At 51.2% G+C, this 23,020-nt stretch carries 14 protein-coding genes; all 14 read right to left on the bottom strand.

Going from position 1 to position 23,020, the window contains the following annotated elements:
* Nucleotides 1-83: 83 nt before the first annotated feature.
* Nucleotides 84-1,463 (bottom strand): peptidylprolyl isomerase, encoded by a 1,380-nt coding sequence (locus ACYVAM_RS08605; RefSeq protein ID WP_461065926.1) that lies wholly within the window; start codon nucleotides 1,461-1,463, stop codon nucleotides 84-86.
* Between the two features lie 117 nt (nucleotides 1,464-1,580).
* Nucleotides 1,581-3,971 carry a peptidylprolyl isomerase gene (locus ACYVAM_RS08600; RefSeq protein WP_461065924.1) on the bottom strand — a complete coding sequence of 797 codons (2,391 nt, stop codon included), beginning with the start codon at nucleotides 3,969-3,971 and terminating at the stop codon, nucleotides 1,581-1,583.
* A 91-nt stretch (nucleotides 3,972-4,062) separates the two neighbouring features.
* Nucleotides 4,063-4,779 carry a hypothetical protein gene (locus tag ACYVAM_RS08595; protein ID WP_461065922.1) on the bottom strand — a complete coding sequence of 239 codons (717 nt, stop codon included), beginning with the start codon at nucleotides 4,777-4,779 and terminating at the stop codon, nucleotides 4,063-4,065.
* A gap of 17 nt (nucleotides 4,780-4,796) precedes the next feature.
* A complete protein-coding gene (locus ACYVAM_RS08590) occupies nucleotides 4,797-5,135 on the bottom strand; it encodes a n-acetylglutamate synthase (protein ID WP_461065920.1) in 339 nt (112 codons plus the stop codon).
* 87 nt (nucleotides 5,136-5,222) lie between these two features.
* A complete protein-coding gene (locus ACYVAM_RS08585; RefSeq protein ID WP_461065918.1) occupies nucleotides 5,223-6,314 on the bottom strand; it encodes an agmatine deiminase family protein in 1,092 nt (363 codons plus the stop codon).
* 75 nt (nucleotides 6,315-6,389) lie between these two features.
* Nucleotides 6,390-7,091: an HAD family hydrolase gene (locus ACYVAM_RS08580; protein ID WP_461065916.1), complete on the bottom strand. Its 702-nt coding sequence runs from the start codon at nucleotides 7,089-7,091 to the stop codon at nucleotides 6,390-6,392.
* 24 nt (nucleotides 7,092-7,115) lie between these two features.
* On the bottom strand, nucleotides 7,116-7,367 hold the full coding sequence (locus ACYVAM_RS08575; protein ID WP_461065915.1) for a hypothetical protein: 252 nt from the start codon (nucleotides 7,365-7,367) through the stop codon (nucleotides 7,116-7,118).
* A 37-nt stretch (nucleotides 7,368-7,404) separates the two neighbouring features.
* On the bottom strand, nucleotides 7,405-8,157 hold the full coding sequence (locus ACYVAM_RS08570; protein ID WP_461065913.1) for a 3-keto-disaccharide hydrolase: 753 nt from the start codon (nucleotides 8,155-8,157) through the stop codon (nucleotides 7,405-7,407).
* Nucleotides 8,158-8,264: 107 nt separating this feature from the next.
* Nucleotides 8,265-9,413: a tRNA 2-thiouridine(34) synthase MnmA gene (mnmA, locus tag ACYVAM_RS08565; protein ID WP_461065911.1), complete on the bottom strand. Its 1,149-nt coding sequence runs from the start codon at nucleotides 9,411-9,413 to the stop codon at nucleotides 8,265-8,267.
* Between the two features lie 246 nt (nucleotides 9,414-9,659).
* The gene (locus ACYVAM_RS08560; protein WP_461065909.1) at nucleotides 9,660-12,347 is read right to left on the bottom strand and encodes an ABC transporter permease; all 2,688 of its coding nucleotides are present in this window, start codon (nucleotides 12,345-12,347) and stop codon (nucleotides 9,660-9,662) included.
* Nucleotides 12,344-15,016: an ABC transporter permease gene (locus ACYVAM_RS08555; protein WP_461065907.1), complete on the bottom strand. Its 2,673-nt coding sequence runs from the start codon at nucleotides 15,014-15,016 to the stop codon at nucleotides 12,344-12,346. Before ACYVAM_RS08555 ends, ACYVAM_RS08560 begins: the two co-directional genes overlap by 4 nt.
* A gap of 5 nt (nucleotides 15,017-15,021) precedes the next feature.
* Entirely contained in the window at nucleotides 15,022-17,667 is a 2,646-nt protein-coding gene (locus ACYVAM_RS08550) for an ABC transporter permease (protein ID WP_461065905.1), read from the bottom strand.
* A 2-nt stretch (nucleotides 17,668-17,669) separates the two neighbouring features.
* Nucleotides 17,670-20,297, bottom strand: coding sequence for an ABC transporter permease (locus ACYVAM_RS08545; RefSeq protein ID WP_461065903.1), 2,628 nt, complete (start codon nucleotides 20,295-20,297; stop codon nucleotides 17,670-17,672).
* A 2-nt stretch (nucleotides 20,298-20,299) separates the two neighbouring features.
* Nucleotides 20,300-23,008, bottom strand: coding sequence for an ABC transporter permease (locus ACYVAM_RS08540; RefSeq protein ID WP_461065901.1), 2,709 nt, complete (start codon nucleotides 23,006-23,008; stop codon nucleotides 20,300-20,302).
* Between the last annotated feature and the right edge of the window lie 12 nt (nucleotides 23,009-23,020).

The following is a 23,020-nucleotide window of genomic DNA, read 5'->3' as shown; positions in this document are numbered from 1 at the left end:
CGGTAACGTAGTTGCGTTGGCAACCAGGGTAATCAATCAGGTATGATTAGCACAGGCGGTCATCATGCCTGTTAATCATTAACTTAATTTCCTCCACCGCTTAGCGTCGCTGCGCTGCCCTGCGTAGTGCCAAATATTCGACAGCTATGGTACTCAGGATCAACGGTAATGTACACGTCGGCGATTGATTTTTTGAACCAGTCATCAATGGCACGATTCTTTTTGTTGCTTAACACGATAGCCTGCAATTTCTCAAAATCTTTGGTGAAATCAGCCGTGTGCGGAGGGATTTTGCTTTTGAAGTACAATAATCGTACCGCGCTTTTTCCATCTTCAGTCCGGTAAGGCAGAGGTGCCGAAACGCTGCCAACTTTCATGGTATCGAGCATCTGGAACATCGCATATTCCATCGTTCCGTCCATAGCCAACCGACTGCTACCCGACTGAGCATCGCGAATCAGGCCACCCGCATCGGCCGTATTTTTGTCTTCCGAATACTCTTTGGAAGCTTTATCGAATTTCAGCGAGTCAATCTGGATCAGATTCCGGAGGCTATCCAGATAATGCGTTGGCCCTGAAATGTCCAGCCGGTTGTAGTCGGGTCGAAGCAGAATATGGCGGGCATGGTATTCAGCCCCGCGCGTCTCGATTAACTGGATAAGGTGAAGACCAAAGTCCGACTCCACGACGTCTGACAACTGGTTTGGTTTTAATTTAAGGGCGGCTCCTTCAAACGGCGCCACCATCACACCACGCTTGGCAAAGCCGAGGTCGCCCCCATTCTGGGCCGAGCCAACGTCTTCGGAGTTTTCTTTGGCCAGTTTCGCAAAATCTTCGCCTTTCTCCACCCGTTGCTTAAAGTCAAGCAGTTTTTGGCGTAATACTTCTTTCTGTTCTTTGGTTGGCTTGGCAAACCGAACAATCTGGCCTACTTCTACTTCGGCCGGTATATAGGGCAGGCTGTCCTTTGGGATGCCATCATAAAATCTACGAACATCGCGTGGTGTCACCTTCACATCGCTCGTGATTTTCTGTTGCATCTTCTGAACGATCTTCTGGTCTTTCACCTGAGTCCGTAATTCGCTTTTCAGCATTTCCAGACTTTTGCCGTAAGCTTCCACGATGTTTTTATCGGAGCCAAACTGCTGGATCATGTACTGCATCCGCGAATCGAGCTCGCTGTCGACAATCTTGTCATCGACCACCACGGAGTCAATTTCGGCTTTGGCCAGCATCATTTTATTGATGACCAGGCTCTCCAGTAACTGGCATTTTTGTGGGGGTGTCTGGTTCTGGCCAACGTATGACTGGTAGGCTTCTTCCAGATCGGACTGAAGCACGTAGTAGTTGTCGACTTTGGCGATGATTCTGTTCAGGCTAACGCCCTGGCCCTGCCCAAAGGTGGGCGTGGTCAGAAACCAGCCGACCAACATAACAAGCGCACTGCTGATTACTTTTTTCATGATTTAAAGATAAGCAGAGAATGGTTGTTACTCTGCGTTTTAAGCAATTTTAAGAGTTAATTTACTTCCTGTCCTGATGCCAGATTCGAAGAATTAATTCAGATGCATGACAAAAACTTACTTTGCCAGCTTCCGGATTTCATCATCGTTGACTTTTACCGGATAGGTTTGCCGGAGCTGGGCCAACCATTGTTTCTCGAGCGTTGCCTGGTATTCGTTAATGACCGTTCCCCGCGCTTCGGCAAACGTTTTGGGCCGAGCCGGTTCAATTCGTTCGATGGCCACCGAAATTGCTTTATTGTCGCGACGTAAGGGCGTTGTCCCCACTTTCCAGTCAGTAACGCTATCGAGGTATGGGTTTTCGCCCCGGGCGAACAAGCCCGTCGTAATGGTTACCGCCGGACTATCGGTAAGGCGGGGCGTCGCTGTCGTCGGTGCACCCGATCGGCTGTTAATGACTTTCGCAATGTCGTCTTTAGCATTGCTGAAGTACTGGAAAGCGACATTGCGCTGGGCATCTTTGGTGGCGCCAGGTCGTGCACCCTGAAAATCTTTCTCCATGATGCGGTTGAGCGATATGCCATTTTTCTGCAAATAACCGACTACTTGCCTAATTCGACCGGCCGATACCGAATCGCGTTCTGCAGGATCATGCGAACCACTCACTTCGACAAGGTAGTTGGGGTTGGCGCTCATCACGACCAACACATCGAACAGGGCTTCGCGAAGGGCGGGCGTTAACGTTGTTTGACTTTTGGCAAACGTAAGCGGAGCTGCCGACCGTCGAAGCTGATAGGGCGGGCGGCCACTGAGCAACGTAGTGGCCTGTTTCAGCAGACTATCATTCTGCGCAACAACGATTGTCGCCAACGCCCGGTCGGGGAACCGGTATTTGTCTTTATTCTGCTCATAATACTGCCGCTGCCCCGTCGAGTCGGCCATAGAACGTTCCCAAACGTTTTGCTCCATCACCTGAGAAAGCAGAACCCCGTCTCTGATTTCATTGAGCAACGCCCGGAATTCAGGCGATTTTTTGTCCAGGTTCGCTTCTTCTACCGATATCAGCTGATCGCCCACAAATCGGTCAAATAATCGATTCATAGCAATCGTTGGCGAACCGCCAACGGGACGATCTACAGCCGAGGTTGCCGGATTAGTGCCGGGTGTGGTGGCCAGTGCCGGATTCCGCAGAGGCTGCTGCTTTTGGCGGACGTAATCGAAAAACTGATTGACGCTGTAGGGCTGTTTATTGATCAAGACGAGCGTCTTGTTTTGTAAGGCCGGGTCGAGTGGTTCAGGGAAGCGCCATTGCCCACGCAGTAAGCTGCTGTCGGCTTTGGCCAACGCATTTTGTAGGACTGCCTGATCGGGTTGCACGGCATACTCTTTTTGCAAACGCTGCACCGTTGCCTGCCGGAGAATGTCCGCACGGCTATCCGTCGTTACACGTTGCCGCAGCGAAGGCCCCAGCGTCGTATAGGCGTCTAGTGGTTTTCGTTCGATAAGTTTGATAATATGCCAGCCGTAATTGGTTCGAACGGGCTTTGAATAATCGCCCGGTTTCGCCAGCGAGAAAGCCGCATCTTCAAAGGCAGGTACCCAGCGGCCGGGTTCAAACATGGGCAATGTGCCCCCATTGACCTTGGACGTCGCATCGTCGGAAACCTGGCGGCAAACCTGATCGAACGATTCTCCTTTCTGGAGTTGGGCATAGGCGCCATCGATTCGCTCTTTGGCCGCTTTCTGTCCGGCTTCATCGGCCGATGGGCTCATCCGAACCAGGATATGCGCTACCCGAACGCGGCCCCGGCTTGGGCGACGGCTGTTTACTTTAATGATGTGGTAGCCAAACCGCGTACGGACGGGTGCAGAAATACCGCCAACGGGTGTGTTAAAAACAGCCGTTTCTAATGGATAAACATCCTCGAAAGCTGCTATGTATCCTAAATTTCCTCCATTTTGAGCCGTCTTTACATCCTTGGAGTGCTCGCGTGCAAGTTGAGCGAAGTCCGCTCCCTCCTGTGCCTGTTTGCGTAAGGCGAGGATTGTCTGGTAGGCTGTCAGGGTATCAGCAGGGGTGGCGTATTCAGAAACAGGAATAAGAATGTGTGATGCGTTGACTTCCGTCTGCATCCGCTGATAGGCTTCGGCGGCCAGCGATTCCACCAGCACTTTATCCGTTAAGTACGACTGTGCCAGTTGCTTTCGGTAGGTGTTCATTTCCTCCCGGAACGCTTCGGTCGTATCGCGGCCACCGGCTTCGGCAGCCAGCACTTTCAGCTTCAGATTCGTGTAAAGATCGAAGTAGTTTTTTATGTCCGTTCGTTGGGCTGAATCGGAGGAAAGCTGATTTTTGGTAAAGGACTGAAAAAAGTCGCTGGTGGTAAAGGCTTTGTTTCCCAGTGTCAGAATAACGGGTTCTGGTGGTGTTTGCTGAACAACTGGTGCGGCTGTCTTACAGGCTGTTACGAGTAAAGCCAGCAGGAAGCCGCCTGTGAAATGGCGCATAGCGTCTGAAAAAGTAATGTTAACTATGTTAGTAAAACCGATACGGCGGGAAAAACATTCGGTATGATTAAGCAACGTTATACGAGCGCCCTTATTGGCGCACAGGCCGGATTTTCACCGACTTAAGGGTGATGTCGTATTCCAACCGATACTCAAACGAGTCCTTTAGTTTTTGCCCCGTAAAAATAGCGGGTACCCGGATAAATCGTTGATTTTTCTGACGAATATCCGCTTCCCGCAACTCCACACTGCTTTGCCCAAGCAGGTCGTCATCGTCAAGTTTATCCAGTAATTGCAGGCCAACACCAGACGCTACCAGCCCGGCCGATACGTATTTTAAGGGCGTCAGCAATTCAGTAGCCGTTAGCAACAAACCTGCCGGAACGGCGATCAGGTTATGGATCTTCTGAATTTTTGCCATCGTCTGTCTCGCCTGGTTGTAGTCGTCTACTTCAATGAGTACCAGCGAGGCTACGATGCGCCCGTTCCGGGGTATGCTCAGGCTGATAGGCTTGGCCGGGTTATGTTCTCCCTGTGGTGAGGTCGTCTGTAGATCGAGTTGCTGCTCTTTCTGTACAGATTCAACGCCCCAGCCACCATTCACAACGGCCACGGCCTTATTTTTTGCATCGTAGCTGGTGAGTGAGTAGGCCATCATCAACTCATCCCGCCGACTCAACGTTTCTTCCAGATTGACCGCTTTCAGGGAGCGGGGTGTCAATTCAGCCGTTAACGTGGGTTGACGGGTGCAACTCAGTTGAATCGAGCTACCGACTGATAGAACAAACAGGATTAGACGAATTCGCATGCCTCTTTCATGTAGCCTTACTGTAAAACTTCTTCAACAATGGACGAACCCGAAGAACAGTCCCCGCTCGTCCACTGCCATTGTTCGTGCAATCGAATCCGGCCGTCGGGTAAGTATTCGGGGGCAGACGAACAACGTCCGGTCATCAATTCGCCCTGCGTGTTTACGTGTTCATAGCGCATATCCAAAAAGCCACCTTCCAGAACGACGGCAATCAGAAAACCCTTCAGAATTCCGCCACCTGCATATTCAGCCCAGACGACTTTATCCTGCTGATGGTAATGAAATAGCGTCTCGCTGCTCACTTCGCCGTTACTCGTATTCGTGACTGAGCGGAAGGTTTTGTTGTCGTACACGTTTTTAAGGATGTAGGGTGTATGATATAAGATGTATGTCCTGGTTTTTATGGGTAGTAGATATATCATATACCCTACATCATACATCTACACTGTGGGTTCCTGCTGGCTCAGACAGTGAAAACTGCCCAGACCCCACACAATGTCAGTTGAGTCGATGCCGATGATTTTACGATCGGGGAAGCACGAACCGATAATGTCCAGGGCCGGTTGGTCTTTGTCGCAGCAGAACGTCGGTACGATAACCGCCCCGTTGGTAATCAGGAAGTTGGCGTAGGAAGCTGGTAAGCGTAGCCCGTCGCTGTAAACGGGGTCGGGCATGGGTAGCTCAACGATGGTCAGTGGCTTGCCGTTTAACAGGCGCATCTCCCGAAGTTCCCGGTGGATCTCCTGCAAGAAGGGGTAATTCTCATCCTCCGGATTCGCTTCGTAGGCGGCCAATACGGTATCCTCATTGACGAACCGAACCGTATCATCGATGTGCCCATCGGTATCATCGCCCACGATCCCTTCTTCAACCCATAACACCTGCTTAACCCCATAAAAGTCACATAAATACTGTTCAATCTGAGCTTGTGTCAAATGTGCGTTCCGGTTCTGGTTGAGCAGACAAGCGCGGCTGGTCAGTACGGTGCCAGCTCCGTTGAATTCTACGGATCCGCCTTCCATAATGATGCTCCCCGTGGATGCTGTCGGGGTCACATAGTTCAGCTTGCGATACTGGGCAATTTCGACCGGAATCAGGTCGTCGCGGTCATAAGGCGGGTATTTGTTGCCCCAGGCATTATAGCCCCAGTTGACGATCATTCGCTCGTTTGTCTGTGGATTGATCAGAAACGCCGGGCCATGATCGCGGCACCACGAATCGTTGGTTGGGTGAGGCAGCAGGGTAATTCGGCTCATATCGGCACCGGCAGCCAGCAGACGTAAGTTAGCCGCCTGCATCACTTCCTCATTATGGGCATTGATGCAGACCTGTTCACTTTCGGCAATGGCTTTGATGAAGTCAATATAAGCCGGAAACATCAGCTCCTGCCGCTCCCTGGTCCAGGAGGCTTCGGTATGGGGCCAGCTAAGCCAGATCGCTGCGTGCGGATGCCATTCGGCAGGAAAGAAAAATCCCTCACGGGCGGGAATAAATGGTTGATCTGGCATTTCAGCCAATGGCGATGTATTCATGCGTACGTTAGAAACTCGGTGACAAAAGTACACAAAATATGCCGCTCAACAGGTGGAATCAAGGGCGAAAGGCGTCTACTTGTCGATCAGCGCTCTGACGGTATCGACGCTTAACTCGGTAAAATCATCGACAACGAGGGAGGCACCTGTATCGGCCAGTTCGTCGCGTGTATGCGTCGTGGCCAGTGCGATGACGTTCATGCCCGCCCGCAGACCAGCTTCGATACCCGCCAGGGCGTCTTCGAACACCACACATTGGCCGGGTTCAATACCAACTCGCTGAGCGGCCGTCAGGTAAATTTCCGGGTCGGGTTTACCCCGATGAACCATGCTGGCATCCACAACTGTATCAAAGTAAGGCCTTAACGGAAGTTCATCCAGGGTGAACCGGACATTACTTTCGGGCGCCGATGTACCAACCGCCAGCTTAACGGATTGGGCGCGCAAGGCCGTTAGAAAATCCAGCAAACCCGGCGTCGGTTGGCGATAGGGGCGATATAACTCGCGGTAAATAGCTTCTTTTTCTTCCGTTAAGGTGATCAGTTCGCCCGACGAAAACGGTCGCTGAAAAACGTAGGCCATTGCATCGGCTGCTACACGCCCGTTGATATGTTCGACATATTGATCCCGGGTAAGCGGACGTTCGTGTTGCCGGGCAAACTGCAGCCAGGCATTGATATGGAAATCTGTGTTAGCGATCAGAACACCGTCCATATCAAACAGGGCGGCCCACGGTTGGGCGGCCCACGATTGGGCAGTAAGTGGCGTGTTGGGCATAGGGTGTAACGAGAGTAGGGGTGATTAAATGTCGCTGTCTGGCGGGACTATAGGCAAAACATCACCCGCTAAAATGGCCGCTTCGTGGAGGAGTTCAGTAGACACCAATTCGTCGGTTATATCTTCGATCCGTTCATCGAAGGCATCGATCCGCTCGTCGGCCGTCATCGCTGACGACGCCATGCCCAACAGCAACCGCCCTACATAAAGCAGATTGAGCGAAAAACGCAATTCGGGCAGCGCAGGACTATGACGAGTTTGAGGTTCTGTTTGCATACTTACTGAACAACCGATTATAGCGGTTGGGTCCGCGTTACAGGACTTTTATTTTCAGATTCCTGAAATAGATGGGCGCACCGGCATGTTTGCCCTGTAAGCCAATGTAGCCATGAAGAGGAAGATCGGCCGGGGCTTTGTTGAGCCATGCGGGCACTTCCGAGCCATCTGGATTCGTTTTGGCTGAAGTGAATTTCGACAGGTCGATGGTATTGATGAGTTGGTTGTTGAGCACGATGTAGATCATTTTTCCCTGACAGGTAACCGTGTATCGGTTCCACTCATCGGGCTTTTTGACAATCTGCTGTTTGATAGCTGCCTGATGTCCGAAGAAAGCACCGCACTGCCAGTTGGTGGGTGATTCGGCCCATTTTTTAGCATAGTCGTCGGCAATCTGAATCTCGACCGAGTTCGGAATCCAGTTCGTTGTATCGCTGGCATGAACTACAACGCCACTATTAGTGCCATCGGCGGTTTTAAAAAGCAAGTCAAGGATGAAATCATCGTAGGGTATGGCTGTCCAGATAGCCTTGTCGGCGGTGGCCGTCAAAACGCCCCCATCATCCATACTCCACACACCCTTAGGAAAGCTGGCATCCGACAGATCGCTGGCGAACAAAGGTTTCCAGCCCGCCGATGCCGTGTTCGGGTGGCCTTTGGGTGCCACACCGGAGGGTGCCGCACTGGAGGGTGCCGCACTGGAGAGTGCCCCATTGGAACTGGATGACTGAGCAAGTAGCTGAACGGCAAAGGCCAGCATAAGGCCTGTAAGCAGAAATAACTTTTTCATGTGGGGAATTTAGGCAATAGGGTGGTAAGCAGAAAGTCGCCAGGCGTACAAAGAACGATAAGTCTCTGTTTTCCTGACGACTTCTGACCTAAAATAATCTATAATCGCTAGGCCACAGTGCTTAAGGCAAACGGTTGGTGCGTTTGCTGATCGCCCTGGCGAAAGCTTTTCATGATCCAGCCGCCCCCGATTACATCGTCGCCGTCGTAGAAAACGGCCGCCTGGCCGGGCGCAATCGCCGATACACCTTCGTGGAAAAGAACCTCAACTTTATCACCTTCCTGCGAAATAGTAGCGGGTGTTCCGGGGTCTTTATAACGCACTTTGGTAACCGTTTCGAGCGGTCCGTTGATGCGGTCGTATTTCTGCAGATTCAATTTGCTGACGATCATGCCATCGCGGAATAAATCTTTGTCGACGCCCAGCACGACTTCATTCGTGTCTTTCCGAATCTCGGTAACGAACATAGGTTGACCAAATGCCATACCCAGCCCTTTGCGTTGGCCAATGGTATAGAATGGGTATCCCTGGTGTTTGCCCAGCACTTTGCCGGAACCTTCCAGAATGAAATTGCCCCCGGCTACCTCGGCTTCCAGACCCGGCATCCGCCGTTTCAAAAAGCCCCGATAATCGTTATCCGGCACGAAACAGATTTCGTATGATTCTGATTTAGTGACCAGTTCCATGAAGCCCCGCTCTTTGGCCATTTCCCGAATTTCGGATTTACGCAAGTGACCCAGTGGCAGTTTGGTCCGGCTCAAACTCGCCTGCGAAACGCCCCAAAGTACATAAGATTGGTCCTTGAGCGAGTCGATGCCTTTGGAAAGAATAAATCGGCTGTTTTCTTCCCGGATGTGGGCATAATGGCCTGTCGCAATCGACTCACAATCGAGCCGGTCGGCCCGGCGCAGCAGCGCGTCCCACTTGATGTGCGTATTGCACATCACGCAGGGATTGGGCGTCCGGCCTTCGAGGTACTCACCCGTGAAATGATCGATTACGGCATCCCCAAATTCTTCGCGGATGTCCAGAATATAATGGGGAAAGCCGAGGTTAACGGCAATATTGCGGGCGTCGTTGATGCTGTCCAGGCTGCAGCAGCCTGTTTCTTTTTTTGTCCCGCCGGAGGAGGCATAATCCCAGGTTTTCATGGTCATGCCAATGACCTCATACCCTTCTTCGTGTAGCAGGACGGCTGCCAGTGAAGAGTCGATGCCGCCACTCATGGCGACCAGAATTCGTCCGTGTTTGCTCATATCTGCCGGGGTTCAAAGCCCCGCGATGTTAATGGTTCATGATGCCCGTTTCTTCCTGAAACGGCATACAAAGATACGAACACGAATTGAAGGGGGCTTAGTTTCGGCCTTTCAATTCATTTATCATGTCGATTAGTGATAGTATCGTGAGGGGCTAAAGAACGTTTGATTTCGATGATATATAGCTGATTTGCACCATATTCAAGCAACCGGCGGGGCTATAAAGTTGACTGAGTGAGTAGGCCTCTACTCACTTCGCAGTGATTTTACCGGGTTCATCAGGGCCGCTTTGATGCTCTGGAAACTCACCGTCAGCAGGGCAATGGTAATGGCTATGAAACCGGCCAGAACGAAGATCCACCCCGAGATGTCGATTTTATACGCAAAATCCTGAAGCCATTTGTGGGTTGCCCACCACGCAATGGGCGAGGCAATCAAAATGGCAACTACAACCGGTTTTAGAAAATCTTTCGACAACAGCGCGATAATACCCGGAATGGATGCGCCCAGTACTTTGCGCACGCCGATCTCCTTTTGTCGTTGCTCAGCGGCAAACGCACTCAGACCGAAAAGGCCCAAACAGGCAATCAGAATCGCCAGGGCAGCAAAGGCCATAAATAGTTGCTCCGTCCGTTGTTCGGCGCGATACATGGCGTCAAAATCTTCACTCAGAAAGGAATACGTAAAAGGGCGGTCTGGCGCAATCTGTTTCCATGTTTTCTCTATTGTAGCAAGCGCCGAAGCCACATCAGCCGTATTGAGACGGAAAGAAACGTTGGCCAAATACGGTTCGATATGGCCGCCTAACGGGGCTGCATCCAGCACGAGCCCAACGGGTTCGATCGTGTTCCGCAGGGATTCATAATGGAAGTCTTTCACCACACCAATGATTGTCAGGTTTTCGCCCCCCGTTTTATGAAGGTGCTTTCCAATAGGGTTGGCGTAGCCAAATCGTTTGGCCGCACTTTCATTGATCAGTACGGCTTGTTTATCGGCCAGACGTCCGGCCATAAAATTCCGCCCTTTCAGGAGTTGCATGCCCAGCGTGGCTATATAATCCGGATCGACCTGCCACTCCTGCATGCCTACCGATCGTTTTTGGTCCGTTTCGTTTTCCGGATACCACATGTCGCTCCAACGGTTGGAGGTGACGGGCAGAAAACCACTAACCGTTCCCGTTTTTACAATAAGACTCCGTAGCATTTCCTGTTTGAAGGTGATCAACTCCTGTTCCGTCGATTGGGCCGTATTGATCACAACAACCTGCTCTTTATTGAATCCCAGCTTTTTCGTCTGGATATACTGCATTTGCTGGTTAATCAGTAAGGTGCCAATAATGAGCAGGACCGAAAGCGAAAATTGAAAAACCACTAAGTAGTTGCGTAAATTTTGGCGTCCGGGCAGTACCCATACTTTACCTGTCAACGCGGTAATTGGTTTGAACGAAGACAGGTACAGGGCAGGGTACAAACCCGCCAGAATCCCGACGGTTGCGGAGCTTACCAACAAATAGAGGATGGATGACGTATTCTCTAGCTGGTTGAATGTTAGATTTTTAGCTGACAGCGTGTTGAACGTGGGTAACAGGAAATAGACCAAGCCCAGGCCGACCAGTAAGGCAAAAGAAGTGGTTAATAAAGATTCCGACAGGAATTGTAGAACCAGCTCTGCCCGGCTTGAACCCGCTACTTTTCGGACCCCCACTTCCCGAGCCCGTTTGGCTGACCGGGCCGTTGTCAGATTGATAAAATTGAAGACGGCAATCAGTAAAATGAACAGGGCAATCAACAGAAACAGATACACGTACTCGATGCTGTTGTTCGGTGAAAGCTCCCCATCGCGGTCAGAATGAAGGTGAATATCGGTCAATGGCATCAGGGAATACTTGAAGTCGTTTCCCGCTTTTCGGCTATCCGCCAGCGAGGTGTTGAAGAATCTCCGCAGTGCCGGATCGACATAGGTTTGAAGGATGCGTTCGAATTTGGTTTCTACCGTTTTAGGGTTTGTACCGGGTCGGAGCAGCACGTACGTATTGAACATGTGGTTGCCCCATTTATTGACTTTGGCATCGTTTAACTCATGCAAAGGCAGCAGAAAGTCAGCCTGAAAATGCGACTGTGCCGGCATGTCTTCAATGACTCCGGTTACCCGTCTGACATCGTTGTCATCAAAAATCAGTACCCGGTTCAGGGCATCCGTCGTGCCGAAGTATTTTTTGGCCATGCTCTCCGTGATAACCACCGACTGCGGCTCGGCCAGGGCTTTCTTCGGATTTCCCGCCAGCATGGGTAATGTAAACACGTCGAAAACAGTCGAGTCGGCATAGAGCACACCCTTCTCCCGAATCGTGGTGTTATTACTTTTTACCACATGACTGGTTATTACCCGGCTACCGTGTTTGCCTAATCGGGTAGCTTCCTCTACTTCCGGAAAGTCCCGTTTCAGGGTTTGGCCCATTGGCGTTGGCGATGAGGCCGCTTTCAGGGCTTTGAGCGAGAAGCTGATATCGCTATTGATCCGGTAAATCCGGTCGGCTTTTTCGTGATACCTGTCGTAACTCAACTCGTCCGCTACGTACAGAATACTGAGCAGACTCACCGCCAAACCAAGCGACAGCCCAAAAATTGTGAGGGCCGAATAGCCTTTACTCTGCGTCAAATTCCGCCAGGCAATTTTTATGTAGTTGCGTATCATGCTGATGTTGAAGTGATTATGGGTTGGGTAATCCCGTGATTTTCCTGGCTTAGCCAGCGGTCGCAGCAGTTTCAGCGCGGCCAGGCTATACCGCCAACGGGCGCGCCGTTCACCCAGCGTTTGCACCCAGTATAGGTAAAGCTCGAGCAAATCGCCCTCAACTTCTTCCTGCGTATCGGGATGGCCAAAGGTGACCAGCAACCAGTTGGCCCATTGAGGTGGTTTATTGGATACACTCATTCGGATCGTAACGACTTCACCGGATTCATCAACGCGGCCTTGATGCTTTGAAAGCTCACCGTCAGTAGGGCGATGCCCACAGCCAGCAGACCCGCCAGCGCAAAGACCCACCAGGCAATGTCGATTTTATACGCGAAATCCTGCAGCCACCGGTTCATGGCGTACCAGGCGATGGGCGAGGCAATAACTAAAGCCACCAGTACCAGCTTCAGGAAATCCCGCGAGAGTAGGGCGACGACGCTGGCAACAGACGCGCCCAGCACTTTGCGAACCCCAATTTCTTTGGTCCGCTGCTGGGTTGTGAACATGGCCAGACCAAATAAGCCCAGGCAGGAAATAATAACGGTTAGCCCGGCGAAGATGCTGAACAACTGCCCGATACGCTGTTCGGCTTTATACACGTCGTTGAAGCGTTCATTCAGGAAGGAATACGCAAAGGGTATATCGGTTTGGGCTTTCCAGGTTTGCTCCACTGTTTTCAGTAGACCGGGAATGTCGGTCGTCTGGACACGCAGAGCCATCTGGTAGTTGTCGGACCCGTAGAACATAACCAGGGGCGCAATGCGCTGATGCATGGATGCGAAATGAAAGTCACTGACGACACCCACCACCGTATAGGTACGCCTACTCTCGGGGCTGCCGTTACCCACGGTCATAAGTTGTTGCCCAATCGGATTTTTCCAGCCAAACTGCCGAACGGCTGCCTGATTGATGAGCACGGCGGCACTATCGGTCGAAAAGGTTTTCGAGAAGTTACGGCCCTGCGCGATACCGATGCCCAGCGTCGGTACGTAGTTTGCGTCGATGTAGTAGGACTGCTCCCGGTAGGTGATTGACTCGCCAGCCCCGTTCTTTAGTTGAAAACCATCCGTTGCCTGATTAGAGGCTCCGGCAGGTAAGTATCCCGCCAGCGTAATGTCACGGACGGATGACAACTTAGCTAACTCGGCCTTGAGGGCATCCGCTTTATCCCCAAGGGAATACGTGTCGTGGAGAATCAGCACCTGGTCTTTGTCGAAGCCGACTTTCTTATCCTGAATAAAATGGAGCTGCTGATAGACCACCAGGGTGCCGATAATCATGCTGATCGAGACGACAAACTGGGTCGTAACGAGGGTGTTGCGTAGCCAGCCGCTCTTAAAACCCGCCCGAACCGTGCCTTTCAGGACACTGATGGGCTTGAAGGCCGAGAGAAAAAAGGCGGGGTAGCTACCGGCTAACAGACCAATCAATAAACTGGCCAGGAGCATGCCCGGTATCATCCAGCCATTGATGAGCGAGTTGACCGAAAATTGTTTACCGGCCAGTTGGTTGAAGCTCGGTAGGGCTACGGTTACGATAGCCAGAGCAACCAGCAGAGCGATAAACGTGACCAGCACCGATTCGCTCAAAAACTGCCCGACCAATTGCTGTTTTACGGAACCCAGTACCTTGCGAATGCCGACTTCCTTCGCCCGTCCGGCTGATCCGGCCGTACTTAGGTTCATGAAGTTGATACAGGCCACCAGCAGGATAAACACGGCGATGGCGGAGAAAATGTATATATACTGGATGTCGCTGTTTGGCTCTATTTCATTCTCAAGGTGCGACTGAAGGTGAATGTCAGTGATGGGTTGAAACTGGTACCCAAACCGGTCGCCTTTCTTATGGAAATCAGCCAGACTCATACCCAAAAGACTCTGGATTTCCGGTCCCATGTATTTACTGATCAACTCGGGCATTTTGGCTTTTAGGTTGTCAATCGAATAGCCCGGCCGCAGGACAACATAGGTATAGGCTGCACTGGATAACCATGTGTTGCGCAGTTGAACCGAGCGGACAGACGCAAAAATGTCGTAATGAAAATGCGTATTCAGCGGGACGTCCTGACAGACTCCCGTTACCCGAAAAAGGCCGCGTGTGCCCAGCGTCAGCGTTTTGCCGATAGGGTCATGACTCCCGAAATATTTATGGGCCATTGTTTCCGTAAGTACCACCGTGTTGGGTTCAAGCAGCACCGTCTTTGCCCGGCCTTTTAGTAGCGGTATCGAGAAGACCTCGAAAAAGTTGGAATCGGGGAAAATGACATGCTCTTCTTTAAAACTTTCGTTCGCGTTTTTGACGATAAACGTCCCTTCGTTGTACAGCCGCGTGGTGGCTTCTACCCCCGAATAATCATGGAACATAGCCGGGCCAACGGGAACGCCAACGGGAGCAAGTTTTATTGCTTTACCGCCAACCTGGCCGTCCATCGTTACCCGAAAAATCCGGTCGGCTTTGGCATGGTAGCGGTCATAACTTAGCTCATGCTGGACAAATAACACAATCAACAGGCAGGTAGCCAGTCCAATAGTCAGTCCAATGACGTTGATGGCCGCGAATGCCTTATGGAGAATCAGATTTCGCCAGGCAATTTTTAGATAATTTCGGATCATAGCAGGGCTTAGAAAAAAAGTGGTCGTATGCTCAGGTGTATGGGTTGGCTTGGCCAGGGGCCGTAACAGTTTCAGGGCACTCAGGCTGTATCGCCAGTCGGCCCGCCGTTTGCCTTCGGTGCTGACCCAATAGGCATAGAGTTCGAGCAGGTCGCCCTGCACCTCTTCGCGGGTATTGGGATCGCCGAAGGTGTCTAGCAGCCAGCTAGCCCAGCGCGGTTCGTCGTTGTGGGGTGGGTGAGGATTGTTCGTCATGCTAGCTACTCACTTCTCAAACTTTTCACTGGATTGATCAGCGCGGCTTTAATGCTTTGAAAACTCACTGTCAGTAACGTAATGACCAACGCGCCTGCACCTGAGACGGCGAAAATCCACCATGAAATCTCCGTATGGTATTCGTACTTCAGAAGCCAGCCACTGAGGTAGTAATACGCAATTGGCGTGGCGATACCGAAGGCAATGACGACCAGCGTGACAAAGTCTTTTGAGAGCAAGCTCCATAAGTTGAAAACCGATGCACCTAATACTTTGCGTACGCCAATTTCCTTCCTGCGTTGCTCAGCCATGAACGAGGATAGGCCAAAAATGCCCAGACAGGAAATGAAAATAGCGAGCATCGCGAAGACCGAAGCCAGTTTCCCGATCCGTTCCTCTGTTGCAAATTTCAGCGCATATTGCTGATCGATGAATTTGTAATCGAACGGGCTGCCCGGATTGAATTTACGGAACACCGCTTCAATCTTCGTCAGCGATTCACTGGCGCTTTGCTGCGGGTTTAATTTGATATTGATGACATCGGCCCAGCCATAATCCAGCATGAAAACGGTCTGGTAAACCGGTTCAAACGGTGATCCCATCACCATGTCGTTTACAATGCCCACCACCTGAAACGGTCTGCCATTCCATTTGACCGTTTTCCCTACCGGGTCTTTCAAGCCCATATACCGGGCAGCCGTTTCGTTGATGACCATACCGGATGAATCAGTCGAGAAGGCGCGCGAAAAGTCACGTCCCTGTTTAAACTGCCAGCCAACCGTTTTGCCGAAGTCATGCGTTACGGCGACTGTCCCAAATTGAGCTTTGAAATTCGGGTCTTTCCCCTCCCAGTCGAAGCCACCATTTTGTGAATTCAGATTCGTAGCGGGTGTCGAGGACGTCGACATGTCGACCGCAGCCCCGGTTCGCATCAGGTCATCCCGCAAGGCATTGTAATGGCTGTGCAGTTCCGGTGTATTGATGGTAACGGTAATCAGGCCGTTTCGATCATAGCCAACCGGCCGGTTTTTGGCGTGCTGAATCTGACGAAAAACGATGATCGTACCGATAATGAGCGTAACCGATACCGTGAACTGAATAATAACCAATGCCTTTCGCGGAACGGTAGCAAATCGGCCTACCCGGAAGGTTCCTTTCAGTACTTTTACTGGCTGAAACGAAGACAGATACAGCGCTGGATAACTCCCCGCGATGAGACCCGTGAGCAGGCTGAACCCGAGGCCAGCCAGCCAGAAAATCGGATTTGTCCACAAAATACCTATGTGCTTATCCGCCACCTCATTGAAGAGCGGGAGAATGAGCAGGACCAGCAACAAGGACAAAACAAACGCGACTGCGACTACCAGCAACGACTCACTGAAAAACTGACTGATTAATTGACTGCGTACGGAGCCAACCGCTTTGCGGATACCCACTTCCTTGGCTCGTTTTTCGGAGCGGGCTGTACTCAGGTTCATGAAATTGATGCAGGCCAGCAGCAGCACAAATACGCCGATGATGCCAAATAGCCAGACGTACTGAATTCGCCCTTCCAGATTTCCCTTTTTATCCCAGCCTGTGTATAAATGCCACCGGCTCATGGGGTTTAGGAAGACCTCTGCCTTGAAAAGTGCCGTCTCGGGGACATGCTTTACCCGTAATCCTTTAATTTTTGCCGTAACCGCGTCGAAATCTGTGCTGGGTGCAATCTGAGCCAATATTTGCCAGGAACTGTTGTTCCATTCTGCATTGTCTTGAGCACGCTTTACCCAATCCGATGAGGACACATACAACGCCCAGGGAGCGATAAATTTCAAGTCTCTGAATTCAGTATTGTAGGGCAAATCTTCGTAGACACCGGTTACTTTTACGTCCAGCTTATTGTCGAGCTTCATCAGTTTACCCATGGGATCAACGTTCCCAAAAAGGGTCTGAGCTGTGGACTCAGATAATAATATAGACGAAGGGTCTTTTAAACCTGCCCGAGTGCCTCTAAGCATTTTCAGCGTGAACAGATCGGGTGCTTCCGGGCTCAGGTAATTCCCCGTTTTGGTGAATTTATTTTCCCCATAGGCCAGAATATGTTCGTGGGTCCAGGATGACATGACGACGTAGGTAAAGTCGTCCTGAAAGGCCGTCCGGAGCTCGTTTCCCAACGGCAAGGGCATATAACCGCCGGCACCAAATTCGCCATTGAACGTTCCGCGCTGCATGACCTGCGCAATTCGGTCGTAATTCTGGTGGTATTTGTTGTAGGACAATTCATCCCAAATCCACAAGCCTATCAACAGCGCTACGGCCATTCCGACGGCCAGTCCGCCGATGTTAATGGCCGAATAAGCCTTATTCTTGACAAGGCTCCGCCAGGCGATGGTTAAGTAATTCCGGATCATAGCAGGGCTTAGAAAAAAAGTGGTCGTATACTGAGATGTATGGGTTGGCTTGGCCAGTGGCCGTAACAGTTTCAGAGCACTCAGGCTGTATCGCCAGTCGGCCCGCCGTTTGCCCTCGGTGCTGACCCAGCAGGTGTAGAGTTCGAGCAGGTCGCCCTGCACTTCTTCGTACGTGTTGGGATCGCCCCACCCCCGCAGGAGCTGGGTCGCCCAACGGGGTGGCTGGACAGACTTATCCGAAGGTTTGAGGATCTTCATGGCTATTCGCTACGTAAGCTCTTGACGGGGTTCATCAAGGCCGCTTTGATACTCTGAAAACTGACGGTCAGTAGGGCAATGCCTACCGCTAACAACCCCGCCAGGGCGACAATCCACCAGGTCAATTCCTGTCGATACTCAAACGTCTTGAGCCACTTGTCAATGGCCCACCACGCCACAGGTGTCGCTAACACGAGAGCAATCAAGACGAGCCGGAGGAGATCGGCCGATAGTAAGCCGACAATATTCTGAACGCTGGCGCCCAGTACTTTACGGATACCGATTTCTTTGGTCCGCTGTTCGGCCGTAAAGGCAACCAGGCCGAACAGACCCAGACAGGAGATCAAAATGGCCAGCATGCCAAAGTAGTTGACGAGCGAACTGACCTGCTGCTCGCTCCGATATAGCTTCTCGTAGGCTTCGTCCAGGAAGTGGTAGGTAAACGGATAATTTGGGTTAAATCGCTTTGTCAATTCTTCGAGGTCAGCGATGGCCTGATTGGTTTGTCCGGCACGGGTTTTTGCCAAAATATAATGCGCATATTTTGCCCCAAAACACACAACTAAAGGATTGATTGCCTGGTGTAAAGAGTTCAGGTGGAAATCTTTCATCAACCCGATAATCCGGCCTTTGCCCATCGAAAAGTTAATTTCTTTGCCGACCGGATTGTCGATTCCCATCAATTTTGCGGTGGCCTCATTGACGAGGTAATTAGAGGAGTCGGCGAGGCTGCCTGGTCGGAAGTCACGCCCGCTGAGCAGCTTAATGTTCATGGTGCGGGTAAACTCGCCACCAACCAGCATGGCCGATACATTTGTTTCCTGATTGGGGTCCTTGCCCGTCCATGTCAAATTACCGGCTGTTGTCCAGGTGACATCAATGGGCAGGTCGGACGTCGCCGTGGCCGCAGCAACTGATGGCAAACGCATCACTTCCTGTCGAAATACCTCTACTTTCTCGGGATTGGCCATTTCGCCTTCTATAGGTATGTAAACCACGTTTTCCCGATCAAGCCCGAGGTGTTTCTCCTGTAGGTAATTCATTTGCCGGCTTACCGCCAACATGCCGACGATCAGAAATACGGACAGCGCAAATTGAACGACCACCAAGACTCTGCGGAAGGCTGCCGGGCCTGAGCCGAATTGTAGATTTCCTTTAAGAATTCGAACCGCCTGTAACCCTGACAGAAATAGCGCCGGATAGCTGCCCGACAAAAAGCCCGTGAACACGACTAGTCCGATCAGCCCCAGCCAAAGTACAGGCGTCGATAAACTGAGTGCTATCTGTTTGTCAAACAGTTGATTAAATGTTGGCAGCGCTTGCCAAACCAGGCCTACTGCCAGCACAGCCGCCAGCAAGCTTGTCAGCAGGGATTCGCTCAGGAACTGACCGATCAAGGCAGGGCGCATGGCGCCGACAACCTTGCGCACCCCCACCTCCCTGGCACGGGTAGATGACCGGGCCGTGGCTAAATTCATAAAATTGATACAGGCGATCAGCAGAATAAATAGCGCAACCAGGGAGAAGGTGCGGACATACTCGATGCCACCACCCACTATCTTGCCGTCTTTGTATTCCGAGTACAGATGCACATCTGCCATTGGATGCAGAATGGGATATTGTACGGCGTTGAAATCGGCAGGTTGTTTGGCATGACGCACATACATGTCCTTCATGGCCGCTTCGGCCTGAGTGGCGGTTGCGTTTGGTTTTAGGCGGAGGTAGGTCAGAAACGAATTATTGCCCCAGTTATTCATCCACTCCTTCTCCTGCGCTTTCCAATTGACCATCCATTCGAATTGGATCGTTGCGTTAGTTGGGATGTTTTCAATAACGGCCCCCACTTTATAAAATGTAGCATTATCGAGTTGAAGCACCTTTCCCCGTGCCTGGCCCTCCGGAAAGAATTTTTCTGCCAATTTTCGGGTAATAACGATTTGATCCGGTTGCGCCAGGGCCATCTTGGGGTCACCATCTATGGCGGGTAGGTCGAAGACACGGAAGAAGTCGGCTGTTGCATAGCGGCCAAATTCCTTAGTTGCTTTTTCACCCGCTTTAATGAGTGTTTCGCTACCCCAGTTCGTTTTTGTGGCAGCCGCTACCTGAGGTATCTCGCTGGCAATAGCTTCCTGCAACGGCCCCGGCGTTGCATAATTAGTGCCAATTTTGCCTTTGTATTCTGCCTGGACACGCACGAAGTAAACGCGGTCTACATCAGGCAGAAAGCGGTCATAATTTAGTTCTTCGTGTACCCATAGACCAATGAGTAAAGCACAGGCCATGCCCAATGCCAGCCCAAAAACGTTGATACCAGTGTATAGTTTGTGGTTAACCAGATTCCTCCAGGCAATTTTGGCGTAATTCCGGATCATAGCAGGGCTTAGAAAAAAAGTGGTCGTATACTGGGGTGTATGGGTTGGCTTGGCCAGTGGCCGTAACAGTTTCAGAGCACTCAGGCTGTATCGCCAGTCGGCCCGCCGTTTGCCCTCGGTGCTGACCCAGCAGGTGTAGAGTTCGAGCAGGTCGCCCTGCACTTCCTCTTGCGTGTTGGGGTCGCCCCACCCCCGCAGGAGCTGGGTAGCCCAACGGGGCGGCTGGACAGACTTATCCGAAGGTTTGAGGATTTTCATGGCTATTCGCTACGTAAGCTCTTGACGGGGTTCATCAAGGCCGCTTTGATACTCTGAAAACTGACGGTCAGTAGGGCAATGACAACCATTAGTAAACCGGTCAGGGCAAATACCCACCAGGAAATGTCGACCCGGTAGGCGAAATCCTGCAGCCACCGGTGCATGGCATACCAGGCCACCGGCGAGGCTATAACAACAGCAATGGCAACGAGCCTAAGGAAATCTTTCGAGAGCAGCGTGACAATACTGGTTACTGAAGCACCCAGGACTTTACGGATACCAATTTCTTTAGTACGTACTTCGGCAGTAAAGGCAGTCAAACCAAACAGGCCAAGGCAGGAAATCAGGATTGTCAGGATTGTAAACGAGCATACAATACGGCCTATGCGCTGTTCTGAACGGTACTGAACATCGAGATCCTGGTCCACAAAGCCGTACGTGATTGGATAAGCAGGGTCCGTTTTTTTGTACAGCCTGGTTATGTCGGTTATCGTATGGGCTATCCTGTTAGGTTGGGTTTTTACCAGTACCGTAAAATACATGTCTTTGGGGCGAAATCGTAAAATGAACGGTTCGATAGCCGTCCGTAGCGGCCGAAAATGGAAATCTTTGACGACGCCAATTACATTGCCCTCCGTACCCCAGAATTTCACCCGCTTTCCTAAGGCCTTGTTGGGTGTCCAGCCCATGCGTTTGGCCGCCGTTTCGTTGATGAGGTAAGCTCCGAATGTAGATAAGGTGTCGCTTGTAATCTGAGTTGAAAAATTGCGCCCCGCAGCCAGCGACATTCCCGTTGTTTTCATAAAGTCGGCGTCGACGTTCATCTGGGTTATCAGAAATTCATCCTTTGGTGTTTGCCCTTCCCATTCAACGGTTGTGCTGTTGTTCATGTCGACCAGATTGCCGGTTGTAACGGATGCCTTCGCCACGCCGGGTAACTGACTTATCTCGTTTTTGAATTGCATGGCTTTTCCTTTCAACTCACCTTTGAGTCGCACATACAGCAATTGCGATTTGTCGAACCCTAACGTTGTTGTCTGCAGATAGGTCAACTGCCGATAAATAATCACCGTGCAGATGGCTAATCCAATAGACAATACGAACTGGCTGACTACGAGCGATTGCCGAAAGCTGTGTCCTGTTTTTAGGATAGAGAAATAGCCAGAAACACCCGCTTTCAATACGGTAACTGGCCGAAATGCGGAGAGAAAAAAGGCAGGATAAAGCCCGGCCAGCAAGCTGACTGCGGCCGTAAGAACGAGTATTACCAGCCAGAAGGCCGGGAGGTGGTAGGGGATCTGTAGGCTCTTGTTTGCCATATTGTTAAATAGGGGTAACAACAGATCGGCCAGGAAAATGGACACGAGTACAGAGACACCCGTCATAACCAGCGATTCGCCCAAAAACTGCATAAGCAGGCTGGATCGCTGTGCGCCAATGCTTTTTCGAACACCCACTTCTTTGGCTCGTTGAGAGGCTCGGGCAGTCGCCAAATTAATGAAGTTAACAACGGCTATCAGCAAGACGATGAGCCCGACGATAACGAAGATTCGGATGTAGGCAATGTCGCTGCGTTTGCCTCCGAAGTCGGTTTGAAAGGCAAATTTTGAGTATAAGTAAATGTCTGAGAGTGGTTGCAGCAGCAAGGGTGTATCGTTCTCCGGATTGTAGCGTTTGATCTGATGGCGGATTTTCTCGCCGAAAAGAACTGGGTTAGCGGCCTTTCCTGTTGCATCAGGCTTCAGCTGTACGTAGGTATGGTAGTTATTACTATTCCATTTGTTGCTCCATTCGTCGTAGCGTTCGAGCCATTTGAATGGTAACAAGACATCGAATTGAATGTGTGATTGAGCCGGTGGATTTTGCGCTACGCCCACCAGCATGAGGGTTCGCTCATTATTAAACCGGAATGATTTGCCCAGTACATGCTGCTGACGCCAATTTATACCGAAGAATCGTTCAGCCATTTTTTTGCTAAAAATCACCTCATCGGGGCCTTTAAAAATGTTGTTTACATTTCCTTGTAAAAGCGAATAGCTGAATAGACCGAAAAAGCCGGGGTCGATGATCAGCATCTGGTCTGACTCAACAGATTGCTGACCCTGACTCAATAACCCATGCCAGCTTCCAATGCGCACAGCCCGGCTCACTTCCGGAAAGTCTTTAAGCAGCGTAGGGGCAAGTGGGCCCGGGGTAACGGCTACGTCGAATATGCCTTCGGGTTGTTGCTGCCTTTCCACAACCCGATAGATGTGATTGAAATTAGTATTGAATCGGTCGTAGTTTACTTCATCATATACATAAAGGGCTATCAGCAGACAGCAGGCAATGCCTATGGCCAGTCCGCCAATATTGATAGCCGAATACACCTTGTTTTTGATCAGGTTCCTAAAAGCGACTTTTGCATAATTTCGGATCATGTCGGGGCTTAGAAAAAAGGTGGTCGTATACTGGGGTATATGGGTTGGCCTGGCCAGTGGTCGTAACAGTTTCAGAGCACTCAGGCTGTATCGCCAGTCGGCCCGCCGTTTGCCCTCGGTGTTGACCCAATAGGCGTGGAGTTCGAGCAGGTCGCCCTGCACTTCCTCGTGCGTGTTGGGGTCGCCCCACCAGCGCAGGAGCTGGGTAGCCCAGCGGGGTGGCCCGGAGGCTGCGTCACCGATGTTTCGGGATTGGTTCGGCATGCCAGTCCGGCGGTTTGGCTTTCCCATGGCTGTTTTAGG

The sequence above is a fragment of the Spirosoma horti genome, from assembly GCF_054776595.1.
The sequence above is the reverse complement of the archived record's forward strand: the minus strand, read 5'-3'. Positions and strand labels throughout refer to the sequence as shown.